At 63.3% G+C, this 16008-nt stretch carries 16 protein-coding genes and 1 pseudogene; all 17 read left to right on the top strand.

Features of this window, described 5'->3' with window-relative positions:
* A pseudogene (locus tag QZ079_RS03680) lies at window positions 1-350 on the top strand (hypothetical protein); the annotation flags it as partial.
* Between the two features lie 137 nt (window positions 351-487).
* Window positions 488-1519: a rod shape-determining protein gene (locus QZ079_RS03675; protein ID WP_291288779.1), complete on the top strand. Its 1032-nt coding sequence runs from the start codon at window positions 488-490 to the stop codon at window positions 1517-1519.
* Window positions 1520-1531: 12 nt separating this feature from the next.
* Window positions 1532-2542: a rod shape-determining protein MreC gene (gene mreC, locus QZ079_RS03670; RefSeq protein WP_291289880.1), complete on the top strand. Its 1011-nt coding sequence runs from the start codon at window positions 1532-1534 to the stop codon at window positions 2540-2542.
* An 8-nt stretch (window positions 2543-2550) separates the two neighbouring features.
* A complete protein-coding gene (locus tag QZ079_RS03665; RefSeq protein WP_297035255.1) occupies window positions 2551-3144 on the top strand; it encodes a hypothetical protein in 594 nt (197 codons plus the stop codon).
* A 10-nt stretch (window positions 3145-3154) separates the two neighbouring features.
* Window positions 3155-5209, top strand: a complete 2055-nt coding sequence (gene mrdA / locus QZ079_RS03660) for a penicillin-binding protein 2 (protein WP_297035252.1) — start codon at window positions 3155-3157, stop codon at window positions 5207-5209.
* 18 nt (window positions 5210-5227) lie between these two features.
* Complete coding sequence (locus QZ079_RS03655) at window positions 5228-6421, top strand: FtsW/RodA/SpoVE family cell cycle protein (RefSeq protein WP_291288732.1); 1194 nt, start codon at window positions 5228-5230, stop codon at window positions 6419-6421.
* A 12-nt stretch (window positions 6422-6433) separates the two neighbouring features.
* The gene (locus tag QZ079_RS03650; RefSeq protein ID WP_297035248.1) at window positions 6434-7339 is read left to right on the top strand and encodes a hypothetical protein; all 906 of its coding nucleotides are present in this window, start codon (window positions 6434-6436) and stop codon (window positions 7337-7339) included.
* Window positions 7340-7347: 8 nt separating this feature from the next.
* Entirely contained in the window at window positions 7348-9225 is a 1878-nt protein-coding gene (locus QZ079_RS03645) for a TIGR03960 family B12-binding radical SAM protein (RefSeq protein ID WP_297035245.1), read from the top strand.
* Window positions 9222-9992: a TIGR03936 family radical SAM-associated protein gene (locus tag QZ079_RS03640; RefSeq protein ID WP_297035241.1), complete on the top strand. Its 771-nt coding sequence runs from the start codon at window positions 9222-9224 to the stop codon at window positions 9990-9992. Before QZ079_RS03645 ends, QZ079_RS03640 begins: the two co-directional genes overlap by 4 nt.
* A gap of 213 nt (window positions 9993-10205) precedes the next feature.
* Complete coding sequence (gene rplU, locus QZ079_RS03635) at window positions 10206-10580, top strand: 50S ribosomal protein L21 (RefSeq protein WP_291288736.1); 375 nt, start codon at window positions 10206-10208, stop codon at window positions 10578-10580.
* Between the two features lie 30 nt (window positions 10581-10610).
* Window positions 10611-10868, top strand: a complete 258-nt coding sequence (gene rpmA / locus QZ079_RS03630) for a 50S ribosomal protein L27 (protein WP_291288737.1) — start codon at window positions 10611-10613, stop codon at window positions 10866-10868.
* A gap of 80 nt (window positions 10869-10948) precedes the next feature.
* On the top strand, window positions 10949-12295 hold the full coding sequence (gene obgE, locus QZ079_RS03625; RefSeq protein WP_297035237.1) for a GTPase ObgE: 1347 nt from the start codon (window positions 10949-10951) through the stop codon (window positions 12293-12295).
* A 57-nt stretch (window positions 12296-12352) separates the two neighbouring features.
* On the top strand, window positions 12353-13039 hold the full coding sequence (nadD, locus tag QZ079_RS03620) for a nicotinate-nucleotide adenylyltransferase (protein ID WP_291288739.1): 687 nt from the start codon (window positions 12353-12355) through the stop codon (window positions 13037-13039).
* Complete coding sequence (yqeK, locus tag QZ079_RS03615) at window positions 13036-13704, top strand: bis(5'-nucleosyl)-tetraphosphatase (symmetrical) YqeK (RefSeq protein WP_297035233.1); 669 nt, start codon at window positions 13036-13038, stop codon at window positions 13702-13704. The genes nadD and yqeK overlap by 4 nt, the downstream gene beginning before the upstream one ends.
* Window positions 13705-13715: 11 nt before the next feature.
* Entirely contained in the window at window positions 13716-14210 is a 495-nt protein-coding gene (gene rsfS, locus QZ079_RS03610; RefSeq protein ID WP_297035230.1) for a ribosome silencing factor, read from the top strand.
* 201 nt (window positions 14211-14411) lie between these two features.
* Window positions 14412-15701 (top strand): DNA polymerase IV, encoded by a 1290-nt coding sequence (gene dinB, locus QZ079_RS03605; protein WP_297035226.1) that lies wholly within the window; start codon window positions 14412-14414, stop codon window positions 15699-15701.
* Window positions 15702-15895: 194 nt separating this feature from the next.
* Window positions 15896-16008 (top strand): 30S ribosomal protein S16 (gene rpsP / locus QZ079_RS03600; protein WP_297035258.1); only part of this gene is annotated, 113 nt, incomplete at its 3' end.

The raw sequence follows: 16008 nt of genomic DNA, 5'->3' as shown, positions 1-16008 counted from the left end.
CCGCCCGCCCGCAGATCGTCTCGTCGATCCCCGAGGGCGCGACGCCCACCATCACGAACATGGACCAGTCCATGACCGAGTCCACTGCGCTCGTCTCGGTGGAGCTTTCGATGGGCGCCACCACGGAGTACGACGTCTCGTTCGTGCGCGGGGCGAACCATATCGGCTGGGCCGTCGCCTCGATCGAGCTTCATCGCGATGGCGTCTCGCGCGATGAGTCCGATGTCGCCGACGCGGATGCCGCGACCGCGGACGAGGCCGACGCTGCTTCCGCGACCGCGGACGAGGCCGACGCTGCTGCCGAAACCCCTGCGGAAGACGCCTCTGGCACCGATGGGACAGCTGAATAGCTTGTGTAATTTGACGGCTGATGCCGCCTGCCTTGTGCGGGCGGCATCAGTTTGCACTACACTTGACGCCAATCGACGCGAATGCACGCTCTGAGGCGCGCTCAGATGAGTTCTTGGAGACCAAGTTGTTTTCTTTGATGGATATACTGTTCGGCCAGTACGACGGCGATCTGGCGATCGACCTCGGCACGGCGAACACCCTCGTTTCCGTGCGCGGCAAGGGCATCGTGATTCGCGAGCCCTCCGTGGTCGCCATCGATAAGAACGACGACCGCATCCTCGCCGTGGGCATCGAGGCGAAGCGCATGCTCGGTCGCACGCCGGGCAACATCGTCGCCGTCCGTCCGCTCAAGGACGGCGTTATCGCCGACTTCGACGTCACCGAGGCAATGCTGCGTTACTTCATCGACAAAGCGAGTGAGAAGCGCTATCCCTGGACGCCCAGGCCGCGCGTCGTAGTGTGCGTTCCTTCGGGCGTGACCTCCGTCGAGAAGCGCGCCGTGTTCGAGGCAACGATGTCTGCCGGCGCGCGCCAGGCGTACCTTATCGAGGAGCCCATGGCTGCTGCCATCGGCGCGGATCTGCCCGTCGAAGAGCCCACGGGTTCTATGGTCATCGATATCGGCGGCGGCACCACCGAGGTGGCGGTCATCGCCATGGGCGGTATCGTCGTCTCGCAGTCTGTCCGCGTTGCCGGTGACGAGTTCGACCGCGCGATCTTGACGCACGTGCGCGATGCCTACAACCTCGCTATCGGCGAGCGCACCGCCGAGGACATCAAGATCAAGGTCGGCTCTGCCGTGCCGCTGAAGGACGAGCTCGACGTCGAGGTGAACGGCCGCGATGTCATCACCGGCTTGCCTAAGACCGTGCGCATCGAGAGCGAGGAGATTCGCCGCGCGCTTCAGAAGCCGCTCGAGGATATGACGAAGGCCGTGAAGGATGCGCTCGACGCCACGCCACCCGACCTCGCTTCCGACCTCATGTACTACGGTATCCTGCTCACCGGTGGCGGTGCCCTGCTGCGCGGCCTCGACATCTTGCTGCGCGAGGAGACGGGCGTTTCCGTTAACGTGAGCCCGACCGCGCTCGATAACGTTGTGAACGGCTGCGCCCGCGTGCTCGAGGCGAACGCCTTCGACGGCGGTTTCGTGCAGGGGAACGCATAGGAGGCATAACCCGTGCCGCGATCCCAAGGGTTTTCTTCGAACCTGAACAATCGCAGGCAGTCGAACGGCATGCGTCCGTTCGTCGTCCTGTGCATCATCTCGGTGCTCCTGCTCACTTTCTACATCCGTGAGGGTGAAGCGGGCATCATCCATGGCGCCCGTTCTATGGTCATGACCGTGACCGCGCCGGTGCGCTACCTCGGTTCGGCTATCGCCTCTCCGTTCAACGCGATCGGCAACGTCGCCTCGAACCTCACCGCTTCGCCCGAGACCCTCTCCGATCTCGAGGCGGAAAACGAGGAGCTGCGGGCCAAGGTCGCGGAGCTAACCGAGGCGCAGGCCACCGCCGAGCGCCTGGAAGGGTTGCTCGGCTTGCAGTCCACGTATAACCTGCAATCGACTGCCGCCCGCATCGTGGGAGAGTCTGGCGACGCCTGGTCGCGCACCGTGACCATCAACAAAGGCTCGCTCGACGGGCTCGCGATCAACATGCCCGTGTGCAACTCCGCTGGCATCATCGGGCAGATCATCGAGGTCTCGCCGACCACCTCGACGGTACGCCTCATCACGGACGAGAACTCCGGTGTCTCGGCCATGGTGCAGAGCACGCGCGCCCAGGGCATCCTTCAGGGGCAGCCCGACGGGACGCTTCGCCTTGAGTTCGTGACGATCGATTCCGATGTCCAGGAAGGCGATATCATCGTGTCCTCGGGTTTGGGCGGGGTGTATCCCAAGGGTCTGCCGCTCGGTGTGGTCGCATCCGTCGACCGTCCCGATAACGCCTCGTACTACACGATTATCGTGACGCCCGCTTCCTCGGATACCGAGAACAACGAGGAGGTTCTCGTCATCACCTCGCTCACGAGCGACCAGACCGCAACCGATGAGGACGTCGCCGATGCGAACGCCAATCCCCAGGGTGGCACTCGAGAAGACGCGGATGCGAGCGACGGCGATGGCAGCGAGGGAGATGCTTCGACCGATGACGGCGCTTCTTCCGATGCCTCTGGCTCCGGGGAGTAGGTGAGCCCATGCCGTATGCGAACACCGCGCCTCAGCGCCATCAGATCGTCTTTATTCTCGCCGTTGTTGCGGCTGTGCTGCAGGTCGCGCTTGCGCCGCAGATCTCGATTCTCGGCGGCCGCTTCAATTTCATGCTCGCCTTCGCGCTCGCCATCGCGCTTAGGGGCGATGGTGCCCAGGCAGTCTATGCCGGGTTCTTCGCTGGTCTGTTCTACGACCTCACAGCTACCGTACCCGTCGGGCTCATGGCGCTGCTCACGATGCTCGCGTCGTTCGCGCTCTCGTCGATCGGCGGCGCGGGGACGAGCGGGTTCTCTGGTGCTTCGCTGCGGTTGGCGGCTGCGGGAGCGCTCGCGGTCTCGATCGTGAACGGTATCGTGCTCGTGGTGCTCAGAGCCGAGGGCAACCTGCTCATCTCGCTCGGCCATGGGCTCATGACGGCCATACTCACCAGCATCGCCTGCATACCGTTTCTCATGGTGGCAGGGACTGGCTCATCGCTCGGCGGCGGGAGCTTTTCGCGACCCGGTGCGCGCGCGGGCTCGGGCGGATCGAGGTTCAAGCAAGCTTCGAAGCCGCGTGGCGCGCGGCGCTTTCGCTAGGTAGGCGCACGTGAACGCGCAAACGCTCGTCATCATTGCCGGCTTCGTGCTGCTTGCCGCCGTCATCGGTTCCCTCATCTTCCTTAGGGGCTACTCTGGGCGCTTCACCTTCGATACGAAGAACGGCACGCGACCCCGGGCCTCGGAAGGGGAGGGCAACACCTCTGGTCTCGCCTACAAGGGACGCTTCACCCTGCTCGCCGCGGGCGTAGGCGCGATGTTCACCGCGCTCATCGCCAAGCTTTGGAGCATGCAGATGGTGCGTAGCGATTATTACAGCGACCTTGCCGTGCAGAACCGCACGCGCGTCGTCACCACGGCTGCCCCGCGCGGGCGTATCCTCGACCGCAACGGCGTCGAGCTCGTGCGCAATCGCCCCTCGCTCGCCGTGACCGCCTACAGCGACCTCGTGGACGACGCGGTGCTCGTGCGGCATCTCTCGAACGTTCTCGGCCTGCCCTACCCAGCCGTGCGGCGCAACATCCGTGACAACACCGAGGGCGCGCAGGCGCAGCATACTATCGCGACGGACGTGCGCCGCTCGACGGTCGCCTACATCCAGGAGCACGCCGGCGAGTTCGAGGGCGTCTACGTGGTCGATCGCACAGAACGCGAATATCCCTTTGGCACGCTCGCCTGCCACGTACTCGGCTACACGGGAACCGTCACGGCGGAGCAGCTCGAGGCGCAGGAGGCGGCCGAGCAGACCGAAGGTTCGATCACCTACGAATCGGGCGATGTCGTGGGTCAGGCGGGAGTCGAGGCGCAGTACGAGAGCCTGTTGCAGGGCGTGCGCGGCGAGCAAACCGTCACCGTGGACGCCGGTGGCAACGTGACCGGCCAGGTGGGCGAGGTGCCTGCGCGCGCCGGCACGGATATCAAGCTCACGCTCGACGTCGATATCCAGCGTGCCTGCGAGGAGGGCCTCGAATATGCCATCGGCATCTCGAAGCAGTTCGGCTATCCCGAGGCGAGAAACGGCGCCTGCGTGTGCATCGACTGCACGAATGGCGATGTTTTAGGGCTTGCGAGCGCTCCTTCCTTCGACCCATCCGTCTTCATCGGCGGCATCTCGAACGACGCTTGGTCTCAGTTGAACAGCGAGGAGAGCGGCAATCCGCTTCTCAACCGCGTCATCTACGGCCAGTACATGTCCGCATCGACCATCAAACCGCTCTCCGCGCTCGCAGGGCTTGAGTACGGCATCTATTCGGACACGCGCACGACGAATTGCACCGGATACTGGACTGGCGACGGCGAGGCATACGGCAAGTACTGCTGGCTGCACAGCGGCCACGGTACGATGACGCTTGAAGATGGTATCGTCTACTCATGCGACCCTGTGTTCTACGATATCGGTCACGACTTCTACTACAGCAAGGACAACCCTGAGGGTTTACAGGAGATGTTCCGCCGCTGGGGTCTAGGATCCACGACGGGTATCGACCTGCCGAGCGAGCAGGAGGGTCGCGTTCCCGATGCGGAGTGGAAGGAAGCCTACTTCTCAGATTACAGCGACCAAGACCGTGCGTGGAACCCGGGCGATATGTCGAACATCGTCATCGGCCAGGGCGATTTGCTCGTGACGCCGATCCAGATGGTCTGTGCCTACATGGGTCTTGCGAACGGCGGCAAGGAGTCCCCCCCGCCCGTCTTTTTGTCCGCGCTCCCGCGCGATGGCGCCGGCGAAGACGCCTACCGCTACAACGAGACCGGCTCGAAGGAGCGGCTCACGGCTGAGGTGGAGAAAGAGCACCTCGACCTCGTGCACAACGGTCTCAAGCGTATGATCTACGAGGAATCGGCCTCGCTCGCCGCGCATTTCAACAGCCTGCCGGTGACGGTCGCCGGCAAGAGCGGTACGGGTGAGAAGGCGGGAGAGGACCCGTACGGCTGGTTCATCACGTACGCGCCCTATGAGGACCCGAAGTACATTGTCGCAGCCGTGCTCGAACAAGGCGGTTTCGGCGGTTCGTCGGCCGTGTACGCCGTGCGCACCGTGCTCGGCCAGATCTTCGATGCGCCCGACACCCTGAGTCCGTCCGGCGAAGACCACACGCGCTAGAAAGAGGGGAGGCTATCTATGGCAACGGCTTCAGCGAAGAGCCTGCAGAAGGTGAACAAGCAGATCAGCACCGCGAAGGGCGGCTTCCGTTCGCAGGTGCACCTCGGCGTGTTCATCGCTTGGATCGGCCTGCTCGCTTTCGGCACGCTCGTCATGTGGTCCGCTTCCTTCACGAATCCCGATGTCTCGTTCTCGCGCCATCTTCTGGGTATCGGCATCGGCGTGGTTCTGGCCGTGGTGGTCTGGAACATCGACCTCTCGAACCTCGCGAACATCTCGACGATTCTGCTTGTTGCGGACATCATCATCATCTTCTTGCCCTATGTTCCCGGTCTCTCGCATAACGCGATGGGCATGACGGGCTGGATCCGCTTCCCGATCATCGGCCTCACGTTCCAGCCGGTTGAGCTCGCGAAGGTCGTGACCGTCTTTTTCATGGCGGCGATCGGCGCACAGTACCATGGAAAGATCGATACGGTTCGCGAGTACCTTAAGTTCTGCGGTATGCTCGCCATTCCCTTCGTCTGCATCATCATTCAGGGCGACCTCGGATCGAGCCTCGTCGTGTTCTTCTCCGGTGCCATCACGATCATGATGAGCGGTGCCAAGAAGGAATGGGTGCTCTCCACCATCGCGATCATCATCGGCCTCGTGTCGATCATCCTCGCGACGGACTCCATCATCGATGGCGTCGTGGGCGACTCTAACTCACTCATCAAGCAGTACCAGATGAACCGTTTGCTCGTGTTCCTAGATCCCGAGGCAGATACATCGGGAGCTGGATATAACCTGTTGCAGTCCATGATTGCTGTAGGTTCGGGCGGGTTCTTCGGCAAGGGCATCGGCAACGCCACGCAGTCGTCCTACGGCTTTTTGCCGGAATCGCATACCGACTTCGTCTTCGCCCTTCTGTGCGAGACGTTTGGCTTCGTCGGTGCGCTCGTTCTGCTCGCGCTCTTCGCGCTGCTGCTCTTCTCTGTTATTCGCATCGCCATCAAGTGCGATTCGCTCTTTTATCGGCTCGCGTGCGTGGGTTTCGTGGGTCTGTGGATGTTCCAGATCTTCGAGAACATCGGCATGTGCATCGGGCTCATGCCCATCACGGGCATCCCGCTGCCGTTCATCAGCTTCGGTTCTTCCTCGATGATCGTGCAGTGCATGATCATCGGCATCGTGCAATCCATCTGGCGCCGCCGCCAGGCGTCAATCTAGATTGGAGCAGCAATGAGGCTACCCGTAGAATCCCTCGGTCGCGTGCTGAAAGTGGGCGCGAGCGCCAAGAAGGAGACGGATGCGCCCGTGCGCGTCGCGGTGTACGTCGATGAGACCGCCTCGCCAGCGATCGTGGCGTGCGTGCGCGACGCCTTCGTCCCTAAGACCACATCGGCGCTCGTGCGCGTGGAACGGCTCACGGCTGCGCCCGTCGCACCGCGACCCGATACCGACGTCGTGCTCGTGCTCTCATGCGGTTCGGCGGTGCTCGAGGGCGCTGTGCGCGAACTCATCGTCGCCGGGGCACCCGTCGTGGTGATCGCCGAGTCGAGCGTGGAGGTTCCGTTCATCAAGACCGACACGCCCCTGCTTGGCCTTATCGCGGCAACGGATTCGACGTATCTGCTCGATGCCCTCGCACGCTGGATCCTCGACCGCACGGAGAAGGACGTCGCCTTCGCGGCAAACTTCTCGTTCATGCGCATCGCGGCGGCGAACCGCATCATCACCTCCGCGGCGCTCGCCAATATGGTCACGGGTGCGCTTGCGTTCATTCCCGGCGCGGATTTTCCCGTCATGACGATCACCGAGGTCGGTATGGTGCTCCAGCTCTCCGCCGTGTTCGGCTACAAACTCGAACCGGAGCGCGGCTATGAGGTTGCCGGCGTACTCGCGGCGGGACTCGCATTGCGCGGCGTCGCCCGTGTCGCCTGCAAGAGCGCGGGCCACGCAGCCTTCGTCGTGAAGGCCGCCATCGCCGTCGCAGGGACGTATGGCATGGGCCGCGTGCTCGCGAGCGCCTATGAGCGCGGGATCGACTACGGCCCGGTGAATGAGCACGTCACGGCAGCCGCCAAGCGCGTGCGGGAGCTTCTCGGCATGGGTTCGGATGCTGCCTCCGTTTCCCAGGCGGGGTGATGCGACCCGTGCGCTACGTTTACGAAGACCGTTTTTCCGAACTCGAGCCGCTGCTCGCGCGCGTTGAGAAGCCGAGCCGCTATATCGATCACGAGTGGGGGACGAAGGCGAAGGCCGAGGCGGCCTATCGCGCCTGCCTCATCTACCCGGATGTGTACGAGGTCGGCCTGCCGAACCAAGGGCTCGCCATCCTCTACGCTGCGCTCAACCGTGAGGATGGCATCTCGTGTGAGCGCGCGTACGTGCCCTGGGTTGACATGGCCGATGCCATGCGAGCAGCGCACGTGCCGCTTCTCTCGCTCGAGGGTGCCGCTCCCGTGGCGTCATTTGATGTGGTGGGCTTCCATATTCCGCACGAGATGGCGGCCACGAACTACCTCGAGGCGCTCGACCTTGCCGGTATTCCGCTTCTTGCCGCGGACCGCGGCGAGGACGATCCGCTCGTGATCGGCGGCGGTCCATCCGTCTATAATCCCGAGCCGATTGCGCCCTTCTTCGATGCGTTCCTGATCGGCGAGGGTGAGGAGTCGCTCGTCGAGGTCGTCCGCGCGCACGAGCGTATGCGCGATGCAGGCGCCTCGCGTGCTGAGGTTCTGCGCGCCCTCTCCCAGGTGCCCGGTACCTATGTTCCCTCCCTCTACGAAGTGCGCTTCGATGAGCCCTGCACCCGCCATGGCTTTACCGCACCCCGTGCGGGTGAATCGGTGCCAGATGTCGTCTACAAGCGCGTGGTGCGCGATTTCGGCGCGACCGACCCCGTATCGCAGTCCATCGTTCCCTTCACCGAGCTCGTGCATGATCGGCTTTCTATCGAGATCTTGCGCGGATGTGCGCGTGGCTGCCGCTTTTGCCAAGCGGGCATCACGTACCGCCCGGTGCGCGAGCGCACGCCGGACCAGATTGTCGCCGCCGTGTCGCGCGGCCTTGCTGCAACCGGATACGATGAGGTCTCGCTCACCTCGCTGTCCACGACCGACCATTCCTGCTGCTCCGAGATCCTGCGTCGTCTGAACCGCGGTCTCGAGGGTACCGGTGTATCTGTCTCAATCCCCTCGCAGCGCCTCGATGCCTTCGGCGTCGACATGGCACTCGAGGTGGCGGGGGAGAAGAAGGGCGGCCTCACCTTCGCGCCGGAAGCGGGCAGCCAGCGCCTGCGCGACATCATCAATAAGAACGTGACCGAAGACGACCTCGACCGCGCGTGCCGTGCTGCCTTCGAGGCGGGGTGGCGCCGGGTGAAGCTCTACTTCATGATGGGGCTGCCCGGAGAGCGGGACGAGGACATCGTCGCCATTGCGAAGCTCGCCGAGCGGGTGCTTTCCATCGCACGCGAGGTAATACCTAAGGGTCAACGCGGTGGTATCCAGGTATCGGTGTCGGTATCGGTCTTCATTCCTAAGGCGCACACGCCGTTCCAGTGGTGCGGTCAGCTCGACGATGCCGAGGTGTGCCGCAGGCAGAAGCTTTTACTCGAGAGCGTGCACGACCGCGCGATCCGCGTGCACTGCCACGACGCCTCGACTTCGCTCATCGAAGCCGTGCTCTCGCGCGGCGGACGCGACCTGGCGCCGCTCATCATGGGCGCATGGCGCCGCGGGGCGCGCTTCGACGCATGGAGCGACCAGTTCTCGCTCGAGCGCTGGGAAGCGGCGGCCGCCGAGCTCGGAATCGATCTGCGCGAGGTCGCGGAGGAGGAGTTCCCACTCGATGTCCACCTGCCTTGGGAGCATGTGAGCCCTGGTGTCTCCCGCGGTTTCTTGCTGCGCGAATGGCGGCGCGCCCTTGCGGGCACGACGACGGACGACTGCACGAGGAGCTCGTGCACGGGTTGCGGCATCTGCCCCACGCTCGGCGCCGAGAACGTCTTGGTGGGTGATCGCTCATGACTGAACAGTTGCTCTTCCGCTTGCGCGTGCGCTATGTGAAGCAGGGTCGTCTTCGCTACCTTGGACACCTCGAGGTGCTGCATACCATCGAGCGCATTGTGCGCCGCGCCGGCCTGCCCTATGCGGTTACCCAGGGCTTCTCGCCACACATGCGCGCAGGGTTCTCTGCAGCGCTGCCCGTGGGCACCTCGTCTTCCTGCGAATGGTTCGACGTCTTCCTCACTGAGCTCCTGCCCGCGCCTGTCGCCCTCGAGCGCCTGCGCGCGGCCGCTCCCGCCGATCTTGCCCCGCAGGAGGCGGGCTACGTCGACGTTCGCGCCGACGCCCTCACGGCCTTCATCACGCGTGCGGACTACCGCATCGGCTTGTTCGGTGCCGCGGGCGAGGTCACGCTTGAGTGCCTGCTCGATGCCCTTACCTCCGTTGTTGCGCGCGGGGAGATCCCCTATGCACGCGGTAAGAAGGAGAAGGTGCTCGATCTGGGGAAGACGCTTCAAGGCTTCGATGTGATGGCAGGGGAGGATGGCACGTTCGTCCTCGATCTCTCCACCCGTATGGATAACGACGGCGCGCTCCGCCCCGAGATCCTCATCGCTGCCATCGACGCTGTGCTGCGCGGCGAGCCCGACGCCCGCATCGTCTCCACCGGCATTCAACAGCTCACAATGTTCGACCACTACGAGGTAGAACGCACCGACCAATACGGAGAAGCCGCGGACGGACACCCCTCAACCCCCTCTAACCTCACATTTCTTTATAGCATGTGAGCGAGGCACCGCCTAACCGATCTTGCGCCTACGGCCTGCCACGGCCTCCCCTCGAGCGATTCCGCAGCGAGCAAGGACAAGCGAGAGGGGAGGCCGCGGCAGGCCGTAGGCGCAAGCAGGTTGCGGAGACTCTGCGAATTCCCGTTGACGCAGGTTTATGTAGCTGCTACTATATTCGGTCGTTGCACTACCAGATGCATGAAGGGCTAACACATGTACGCAATCGTTTCAACCGGCGGCAAGCAGTACAAGGTCGCTCAGGACGATGTGATCACCGTCGAGAAGATCGAGGGCGAGGTCGGCACCAAGGTCGAGCTCCCCGTCCTCTTCCTGAACGACGGCAAGAAGATCGTCACCGACGCTGCGAAGCTCGCCAAGGCCAAGGTCACGGCCGAGATCGTCGACCAGTTCAAGGGCGAGAAGCAGCTTGTCTTCAAGTTCAAGAAGCGCAAGCGCTATCATCGCCTCAAGGGTCATCGCCAGCAGCTCACCAAGGTGAAGATCACCAAGGTGCAGGCTACCACGCGCGCGCCCCGCAAGACCACCAAGGACGCCGAGGCTGCCGCCCCGGCCGAGAGCGCTGAGTAGCTCTAGCGATCGAGAGAGTAGGTACAAGAGATGGCACATAAAAAAGGACTTGGTTCCTCCCGTAATGGCCGCGACTCTCGCGGTCAGCGTCTTGGCTGCAAGCGCTTCGCCGGCCAGTCCGTCACTGCGGGCACGATTCTCGTCCGTCAGCACGGCACCCACATCCACCCTGGTGCGAACGTGGGTCGTGGCAAGGACGATACGCTGTTCGCCCTTATCGACGGCACCGTCGAGTACAAGCGCAGCGACAAGCATCGCGTGAGCGTGCTTCCTGTTGCCTCTGCGTAACAGACCCTTCATAGCATGCGTTTTGCGGGAGGCCGCCTGGCAAGCCAGGGGTCTCCCGTTTTTTGAAAGAAAGGCGTGAAATGCCTCAGTTCACAGATATATGCCGTATCAACGTCCGCGGCGGTGACGGTGGAGCTGGCTGCATGTCGTTTCGCCGTGAGGCCCATGTGCCGAAGGGCGGTCCCGACGGCGGTGACGGCGGTCGCGGTGGCGATGTGGTGATCCAGGCGTCTTCGCGCCTCTCGTCGCTCATCGACTACCGCTTCAAGCATCACTTCCGCGCCGAGCGCGGTACCCATGGCAAGGGCGCGCGCAAAGACGGTCGAGACGGGGAGGATCTTGTGCTCAAGGTTCCCATGGGCACCGTGGTGCGAGAGCTCGACCCAGATACCATGGAACCCCTTTTTGACATCGCCGATCTTACGCACGACGGCGAACGCGTCGTCGTCGCCCCGGGCGGGCAGGGAGGGCTCGGCAACACGCACTTCGTAACCTCCGTGCGTCGCGCGCCCGCCTTCGCTCAGCTCGGAGAGCCGGCTCAGGAGCATTGGATCGAGCTCGAGATGAAGCTCATGGCCGATGCCGCCCTCGTAGGCCTTCCCTCCGTGGGCAAGAGCTCGCTCATCGCGCGCATGAGCGCTGCCCGTCCGAAGATCGCCGATTATCCGTTTACAACGCTCGTGCCGAACCTCGGCATGGTGCGCGCGGGCGAGTACTCCTATGTCGTGGCCGATATCCCCGGCCTCATCGAGGGCGCGAGCGAGGGCAAGGGACTTGGTCACGAGTTCTTGCGCCATATCGAGCGCACGGCGCTCATCATGCACGTCGTGGACATCACGGGCGGTTTCGAGGGGCGCGACCCTGTGGAGGATTATCGCGTTATCAACGAGGAACTTCGGCGCTATGCGGCAGGCCTTGCCGAGCGCCCGCAGATCGTCGTCGCGAACAAGTGCGATGTCTCCGGTATGACCGAGCGCGTAGCCGCGCTCCGCAAGGCCGCTGGCGAGGACGGTTATCCGTTCTTCGCGGTGTCCGCTGCCACGGGAGCCGGACTCAACTCGCTCATGCTCACTTGCGGCGAGATGGTCGATCGGCTGCGCAGCGAGCTCGCCAGCGAAGTCGAACCCGTCGTGTACGACGAGCGCTGGGAGCGCCGTCGCCGCGAGCGCGAGGCACGCTTCCAGGTGGCATGCGAAGAGCCCGGCGTCTTTCGCGTCAGCGGCACGCAAGTGGAGCGTCTCGTTGTCCAGACCGACTGGGAGAACGAGGAGGCCATCATCTACCTCCAGCATCGTTTCGCGCGCATGGGGGTGGACGACGCGCTCGAGGCGGCTGGCTGCCGTCCTGGTGACGAGGTGCGCATCGTGGGCAGGGCGTTCTCCTATGAGGGCGCCGACGATCTGGAAGCATCCGAAGACGTCGAGTAACCCGTTTTGATAGAATCCAGCCAGACTGGTTTTCATCGATTTCGAGGAGTGGATGGGATGGAAGGAACACGCGCGCTCGCGTTGCCCGATATCGGGCGCGATCCGTCGCGCACATACCGTTTGGGCATCATGGGCGGCACCTTCGACCCTATTCACTACGGCCATCTCGTCACCGCCGAGCAGGCGCGTGAGGCGCTCGGCCTCGACCTCGTGCTCTTCATGCCAGCCGGGGCTCCGGCGTTCAAGCTCGATCAACACGTGACGAACCCCGAGGATCGCTATGCCATGACCGTGCTCGCCACGGCGGCGAACGAGGCGTTTTTCACGAGCCGCCTCGAGATCGATCGCGCGGGCGTGACCTATACCGCCGATACCCTGCGCTATCTGCGCGCGCAGTATCCCGATAACGTGAAGCTCTATTTCATCACCGGCGCCGACGCAATCTTGGATATCGTCTCCTGGCGCGACGCCGGGGATATCGCCGAGCTTGCCACGCTCATCGCCGCGACGCGGCCCGGCTACGATATCTCCCAGGCGCATGTACGAATCGAGGCATCTGGATACCCGTTCGATGTCCGGTACATCGAGATCCCTGCGCTCGCAATCAGTTCGACGAACATCCGGCAACGCGTTGCGCTCGGTAAAAGCGTGCGCTACCTCACGTCTGAATCCGTGGTGGGGTATATCCGGAAGAACAATCTCTACCAAGACGTCGACGTCATCGAAAGGGGAGCGGAGTCATGACGGCTTCCGAGGATCGCGGGCAACAAGGTTCCCTTGCATGTTCTCTGGGGTTTACCGGTTGCGAGCGGACTGAGCTCGAGCGCATCGAGGAGCTACTTGCTGTGCGCATGAAGGACGCGACGAAGCGCCATCGGCACTCTCTGGGCGTCGCAAAGACGGCAACTGAGCTCGCGGAAACCTACCAGGTTGATGCATATCTCGCCGCAGCTGCCGGCCTGCTCCACGATTGGGATAAGGTGCTTCCCGATGAAGAGCTCGTGAGCCGAGCGATTCGCTATCGCATCGAAGTTGCCGGGTCGCCTACGCTTGCAGCGCCGCTGCTGCACGGACCTGTTGCGGCTCGCGAGTTGCCGGAGCTCTTCCGCGAGCTTCCCGGCGAGGTGTTTCAAGCGATCGCCCGCCACACGGTCGGGGCGGTCGATATGACGCCGCTCGATATGGTGGTCTTCGTCGCCGATGCCATCGAGCCTGGTCGCCGTGGTGAGTATGCCGACGTGCTCCGCGCTCAGGTGGGAGAGGTTTCGCTCGAAGAGCTCTTCTTCTACTGCTTCTCGCGCGGCCTCATCTATGTGCTCGAAACCGGGCGGTACCTGTACCCCACAGCCATCGAAATCTATAACCGCTATGCGCTCGCGCGGCCCTCTACCGCGAAGCAAGCTCGTTAGAAAGGTGCCCCATGGCAAATGATTCCCTGTACTCCGAGGTTGAAGATTCCGCCGAGATTTTAATCGACCCCACCGTGTCCGATTCCGCCGCCTTTGCCGACGAGGCGACGCCCGCCTCCATTGAGCGCGCTGCGGCGTCGCTTTCCGCTGCCGGCGTCTCGGCCGAGGAGGTCGCGCGTGCTGCCGCCCAGGCCGCGTATGACAAGAAGGCCGAGGACATCGTCGTTATCGACCTCACGGAGTTTTCCGACGTGTGCGACTATTTCATGATCGCCACCGGTATGAATGCCCGACAGGTCGATACCATTATCGACGAGATCGAGGAGAAGGTCGCCGATGCCTATGGCGAGCATCCCTTCTCTATCGAGGGACGCGACCAGCGCACATGGATCCTCATGGATTACGGCTCGGTTGTCGTGCACGTGTTCACGCCTGAAGCGCGTGACTACTACCGCCTCGAGAAGCTCTGGGGCGACGCCCCCACCCTCGATCTCACCCTCGTCTAGCCCCCGCTTCTCGCGTCACTTTGGGGACGGGTACGTCTGTGCCGAAAACGACACAAACGTACCCGTCCCCAAAGTGTCGTTTTCGGCACAGACGTACCCGTCCCCAAAGTGACGCGCTTGTCCGCAGGGTGTCGCGGAGGAGTGGGGCTCCAGGCGGTATCATGGGGAGGGAAGTAGCCACGCGGGGCGGATGAGGGGCGCATGGGCGACACGACGCCGACATACGATATCTTCGAGCTCTTCGGTGACTGGCGGGGATCGGCGATCGGGCTCATGGATCTCGATGCGTTCTTCGCGAGTGTGGAACAGCTTGATCATCCCGAATGGCGGGGGAAGCCTGTCATCGTGGGCGGCCTTCCAGAAGAGCGCGGTGTGGTCTCGACGGCATCATACGAGGCACGACCGTTCGGCGTCCATTCGGCGATGCCGTCTGCCCAGGCGATGCGCCTGTGCCCGCATGCTATCTGGACGCACGGCCACTTCGACCGTTATCGCGAGATGAGTGCCAAGGTCATGGCGATCCTCGCGGACGAGACGCCCTATGTGGATCAGGTCTCGATCGATGAGGCGTTCTTCGACATCACGCCGGGGCGCTTTTCGCGTGAAAACCCCATAGACATCGCGCGGCGCATCCAGAGGCGCGTGAGCGAGCTCGGTATCACCTGCTCGATCGGCTTGGGGCCGAACAAGACGGTCGCGAAGATCGCGAGCGATCGCATGAAGCCGCGTGGGCTCACGGTGGTGCCGCCCGGTACGGAAGCGAGCTTTTTGGAACCGCTGTCCGTGCGCGCGATGAGCGGGATCGGTGCCTCGGCGGAGGAGTCGCTCAAAAAGATCGGCATCCATACGCTCGGCCAGCTCGCTGCGGCGTCCACAGCGCGCCTGACTTCGGTCTTCGGCGTGAACGCCGAGGCGATGCGTCTGCGCGCTGCCGGGTGCGAACAGAGTAGCGTCTCTGCCATCGACGCGCCCGACGAGGTGAAATCCGTGAGTAACGAGCGCACGTTTGCGCACGACCTCACGGAGCGCGCCGACATCGAGGCCGCCCTCGCGCTGCTCGGTGAATCCGTGGGCAGGAGGTTGCGCCGTAAAGGACTCGCCGGCCATACCGTCACGGTGAAGCTGAACTACGCATATGGTAAGGGGAGAAGCGCGCAGCGCCGCCTCCCGCATCCCACCGACGACGAGAACATCTTCGTGGGCGTGGCCTGCGAGCTGCTCGACAAGATTTGGTCTCCGGGCATGCCGGTGCGGCTGCTCGGCATCGGCGTTTCCGGCTTCGCCGAGCAGGGTTCCGTGCAGACCGACCTCTTCTGCGACCTCGACGAGCGCGGTGCCGTCGCGAGCGACCGGAGAGATCTTTCAGTCGCCGTGGATCGCGTGCGCGAGCGCTTCGGATCTACCTCCGTGGGCTTCGGCCGCGCTGCGCGTTTTGGCGACGACCTCGTGCGCGAAGATAAGTTCCTGAGCCAGAATAAACCGCGCGACTAGGGAGCAATCTGGTTTAGGCGATCGATTCTTACCCTTGTATTTCTTAGATTTTTGCGTAATATGTGAACGTGCCTGCGGATATACCGAAGAAGTTGGGCATCGCCCCTTCACCTGCTCCATTCGTTGGCGTATTATTACAAGCTGTTTGTCTGTTGTCGCAGTCCGTCTGGGCTGCATGGTTGGAGGAGTTTTCATTGGCAGTCAAGATTCGCCTCGCTCGTCACGGCTCTAAGAAGCGCCCGTACTACCGCATCGTCGTCGCCGATTCCCGCGCTCCGCGCGACGGCAAGTTCATCGACGACATCGG

It is taken from the genome of uncultured Enorma sp., from assembly GCA_905210055.1.
Taxonomy (GTDB): domain Bacteria; phylum Actinomycetota; class Coriobacteriia; order Coriobacteriales; family Coriobacteriaceae; genus Enorma.
This window is presented reverse-complemented; position numbering and strand designations above follow the sequence as displayed.

Bases quoted from the DNA above. Each gene is read 5' to 3' on its own strand.
- rsfS (WP_297035230.1), top strand. From the start codon at position 13,716: ATGGCAAATGATTCCCTGTACTCCGAGGTTGAAGATTCCGCCGAGATT.
- nadD (WP_291288739.1), top strand. From the start codon at position 12,353: ATGGAAGGAACACGCGCGCTCGCGTTGCCCGATATCGGGCGCGATCCG.
- rpmA (WP_291288737.1), top strand. From the start codon at position 10,611: ATGGCACATAAAAAAGGACTTGGTTCCTCCCGTAATGGCCGCGACTCT.
- obgE (WP_297035237.1), top strand. From the start codon at position 10,949: ATGCCTCAGTTCACAGATATATGCCGTATCAACGTCCGCGGCGGTGAC.
- dinB (WP_297035226.1), top strand. From the start codon at position 14,412: ATGGGCGACACGACGCCGACATACGATATCTTCGAGCTCTTCGGTGAC.
- QZ079_RS03650 (WP_297035248.1), top strand. From the start codon at position 6,434: ATGAGGCTACCCGTAGAATCCCTCGGTCGCGTGCTGAAAGTGGGCGCG.
- rplU (WP_291288736.1), top strand. From the start codon at position 10,206: ATGTACGCAATCGTTTCAACCGGCGGCAAGCAGTACAAGGTCGCTCAG.
- QZ079_RS03675 (WP_291288779.1), top strand. From the start codon at position 488: ATGGATATACTGTTCGGCCAGTACGACGGCGATCTGGCGATCGACCTC.
- yqeK (WP_297035233.1), top strand. From the start codon at position 13,036: ATGACGGCTTCCGAGGATCGCGGGCAACAAGGTTCCCTTGCATGTTCT.
- QZ079_RS03640 (WP_297035241.1), top strand. From the start codon at position 9,222: ATGACTGAACAGTTGCTCTTCCGCTTGCGCGTGCGCTATGTGAAGCAG.
- QZ079_RS03655 (WP_291288732.1), top strand. From the start codon at position 5,228: ATGGCAACGGCTTCAGCGAAGAGCCTGCAGAAGGTGAACAAGCAGATC.
- QZ079_RS03665 (WP_297035255.1), top strand. From the start codon at position 2,551: ATGCCGTATGCGAACACCGCGCCTCAGCGCCATCAGATCGTCTTTATT.